Source organism: Bittarella massiliensis (ex Durand et al. 2017) (assembly GCF_017566145.1).
Classification (GTDB): domain Bacteria; phylum Bacillota; class Clostridia; order Oscillospirales; family Ruminococcaceae; genus Bittarella; species Bittarella massiliensis_A.
The window spans coordinates 1-285 of sequence record NZ_JABFCL010000084.1; the positions used below are offsets into that span (position 1 = coordinate 1).

At 44.6% G+C, this 285-nt stretch carries 1 pseudogene; it reads right to left on the reverse strand.

Annotated features, from left to right (window positions below):
• Positions 1 to 187: pseudogene (locus tag HJY11_RS13550) on the reverse strand (hypothetical protein); the annotation flags it as partial.
• Positions 188 to 285: the final 98 nt, after the last annotated feature.

Sequence of the window (285 nt, forward strand, 5' to 3'; positions counted from 1 at the left end):
ATGTTTCTCCCTTTTCGATCGTCATGGAGAGGTGATCTACCGCGCACATTCTTTCCTTTTTGCCAAACCATCCTCTACCCGAAAGCCGTAGTGGATATATTTTCTTCAAATCTTTAATTACCAACAGGGTTTCTCTCTTACCTTCACCACCTCTTTCTCTTCTTTTCCGGCCGCATACTTCCAGCATTTTACTTTGTGTCCCGGTGACACTTCCACAAGTGGAGGGGGACAATTCTTACATGTCTCATCTACCATGGCACATCTTGTACAGAAATGACAGCCCTT